General features: G+C 69.2%; 1 protein-coding gene. It reads right to left on the reverse strand.

Annotated elements, in window-relative coordinates:
• Positions 1-3,242, reverse strand: a 3,242-nt coding sequence (locus DD1DGNOD_RS18745; RefSeq protein WP_131770725.1) for a DUF6531 domain-containing protein, incomplete at both ends; no start/stop codon positions are given.

Consider the following 3,242-nt stretch of genomic DNA (forward strand, 5'->3'; position numbering starts at 1 on the left):
CGGCGGTGGGCTGCGAGCTGGCGCCCCAGAGGGTGGTGCGGGTGCGCCAGGCGAGCTCACCGTCAGGGTCGACCAGTTCGGTGGGGGTGCCGACAAGATCGGTGACGATAGCGTGGAACCGGGCGTCGAACCACTCCTGGCTGGGATCATTTGGGCTCTCGCCGACGCTCCGGCCAGCGCGATCGTCAACGGTGTGGTCGGCATTGCCGGCGGTGTCGTCGGTGGCACCGTTCGAGGCAACGCCCTTGCCATCGCCGAACGGGCAGCGGTCGGTCTGGGTGAGGGGTCGGAAGCCGTCCGGTTCCCAATCCCAGGTGGTGACGCGGGGTGTCGAGTCGTCCGCGGCGGTGTGGTGCTGTTCGGCGAGGACGACGCCGTCCCAGGCGAAGTCGACCCGCTCGGCCACCCCGCCGGCGCCGGTGCCGGCGAGGCTCTGTTTGGCGATGCGGCGGCCGAACGGGTCGTACAGGTAGCGCCAGCGCCGGCCGTCGGGTGTGGTCACACCGGTGAGGCGGTCGTCGGCGTCCCATGTGTAGCGCCAGGTACGCGGTTTCGCCGACAGTCGCTTCTGCTGGCGCAGCGTTACCCGGCCCTGACCGTCGTGCTCGTAGCGGACGCTGCCAGCGCGGCGGATCAACGTACCGGTGTACTCCTGTCCACCCTGCGCGGCGGTGTCCAGCCCGTCACGACCGTCACGCTGCGCGGGCAGCGGCCAGGACGCATCGGTGATGTTACCCGCGGCGTCGTAGGCGTAGCGCTCGGACCAGTTCGCTCCATGGACGGCGGTGACCCGCCGCGCCGGATCGAGGTCGAACCGGCGCAAGCCGGCGAGCATGTCGTCGATCTCGGTGACGTAGCCGTCCGGGCTGTAGCTGTAGTCGCGGCGCTGGAGCAGCCGTGCCTGCCGCGCGGTCCCCGGCCCGCCCACGGTCACGGTCTGCGAGAGCAGGAGGTGGTTGGCATCCCACGCCTGCGCCAGCACGACGCCGGTGTCGAGGCTGCGCTCCACCTCCCGGCCGGCTTCGTCGTGGATGAAACGCACCGTCCGACCGGCGGTATGCAGCAACAGCGGTAGGTCGTTCGGGTCATACTCCCAGACGCTCTCCGCTCCGGATGGCGTCACTCGCCGCACCCGCCGGCCGAGCGCGTCGTAGGTCGACGAGACCGTCCGGCCGTTGCAGGTCTCGGCCAGCACCCGGCCGAGAGCATCCCGCTGGAGCGTGCAGTCGGCGTCGGAGTTCGTCGCCCGCACCACCCTTCCCGCCGTGTCGTGGGCGAACGTCGCCGCACCGTTCGCGCTGCGTTGCTCGGTAACGTTACCGAGCAGGTCGCGGGTGAACCGCACGGTCTCACCGGCACCGTTGGTGCGTTCGACAAGTTGGCCGGCGGCGTCATGAACGTAGGCCAGGACGCGCCCGTTGAAGTCGGTCTCCCGGACGAGGTTCCCGGCTGCGTCGTAGTCGTACCGCCAGACCAGACCCTGCGGGTTGGTGACGGCGACCAGCCGCAGCTCGGTGTCGTAGGCGAAGGCCAGCCGCGCCCCGTCCGGACTGGTACGCGCGGCGGGAAGGTCGAAGTGCGTGGCCTCGGTGCGGGTCACCAGGCCGGCCGCGTCGATGTGCTCGACGAGGTTGCCCTCCCCGTCGTAGGTCCAGCGTTCGACAGCGCCGTCCGGCAGAGCATGGGAAGCAATCTTGCCCTCGACCGTCCAGGTGAACCGGGTGATCCCACCGATCGGGTCGGCCACGGCCACCACATGACCGAAGGCGTCCCGATCGTAGGACGTGACCGCCCCGAGCGGATCGGTCACCGCAATAGGCAGGCCGGCGGCGTCGGTTGCGATCCGCCGGGTGTGGCCGAGCGCGTCGGTGACGGTCGTGAGCCGGCCGCGGTCGTCATAGGCGAACACCGTCCGCGCGCTGGCCGGGTCGACCACAGCGGTCAGGTTGCCGCGGCCATCGTAGGAACGTTCCCAGCGGGCGCCGTCCGGTTCGACGAGCGTCACCGGCAGCCGCAGATCGTTCCACTGCGCGGTCGCGCGGCTGCCGTCCGGCCTGATGACCTCTACCAGGTTGCCGTCGGCATCGTAGGCATAACGGACGGTACGGCCCAGCGGGTCGGTCTCGGATTGCTTGCGGTCGCAGCGGTCCCAGGTGTATCGGATGGTATTGCCGAGCGGGTCGGTGACCGATTCGACCTGCAGCTCGTCGTTTCGGCGGTAGATCGTCGCGTGGCCCAGCGAGTCGACGACGGTGGTGATGCGCCGCTCGGTGTCGTACCGCAGCTGGCCGGTCAGACACCCTCCGCTGCCCGCCGTGGCCACGCACCGGCCGGAGGGATCATAGGTATACCGGTATTCGGTGGCGTTGCGGTCTGTCCACTGCACAATGCGACCGTCGTTATCGTAGTCGTAGCGCAGCGGTTGGCCCGAGGAATTAACGACCTCAGCAAGGTCACCGGCATCGTTGTAGCCGAACCGCACCAGCATGGCTGCGGACCCGCCATTGTCACCGTCGTGGTCACTGTCACCGCCGAGTAATGCCAGCGCGACGACCCGGTGCTGCCGTGTGTCAACACGGACCCGGTAACCGCCGGAATGGACAACCTCGACCGGAACACCGTCATCGTCGTAGACACAATCAATGCGGTTGCCGTTGCGGTCGGTCAACGCGCTCACCGGCCACTGGACGGGTTCACCGGACGGCCGCGGCCCACCGGCTGCCCCGTGCGGTGGGGCGAAATGCCAGGTCCACCCCGTCGATGGGTCGCTGACCGCGTAAGTCCCGTCAGCGCCGCGCGCCAATGGCCAGCGCGGCCCCTCCACCGGCAGCACCGGCCCGTCGGTATCCAGGACCGCCGCATAAACCAAGGTCATCCCGTCCGCGGTGGCAAAATAGACCCCGTTGTCATCCACCTCGATCCGCTGGTCGAGCGTGGAAGCCCACGACCGGCCAAACCAGCCGCCCAACCGATAGGAGGAAATGTGCGTCCGGGACAGCAGCAGCGGCAGTAAACCGGGCAGCTCCACATCGGTCTGGGTCAGCACCATGTCGCCGGTCGCAACATCGATCGGGTCCAGCCGAACCAGGCGTTTGATGGCCTCGACCCCGTGTGCCCGCGGGTTGGAAAGCCCCCACTTGGCCACCGACAGCATATTGCGCCCACGAGCGGCCAACGCCGTGCCAGCGCCACGGAGCGCGCCGCCGACGAGCTTCACGCCCTCGCCGCGTGCCAGCCCACGG

Source organism: Candidatus Protofrankia californiensis (genome assembly GCF_900634765.1).
GTDB lineage: Bacteria > Actinomycetota > Actinomycetes > Frankiales > Frankiaceae > Protofrankia > Protofrankia californiensis.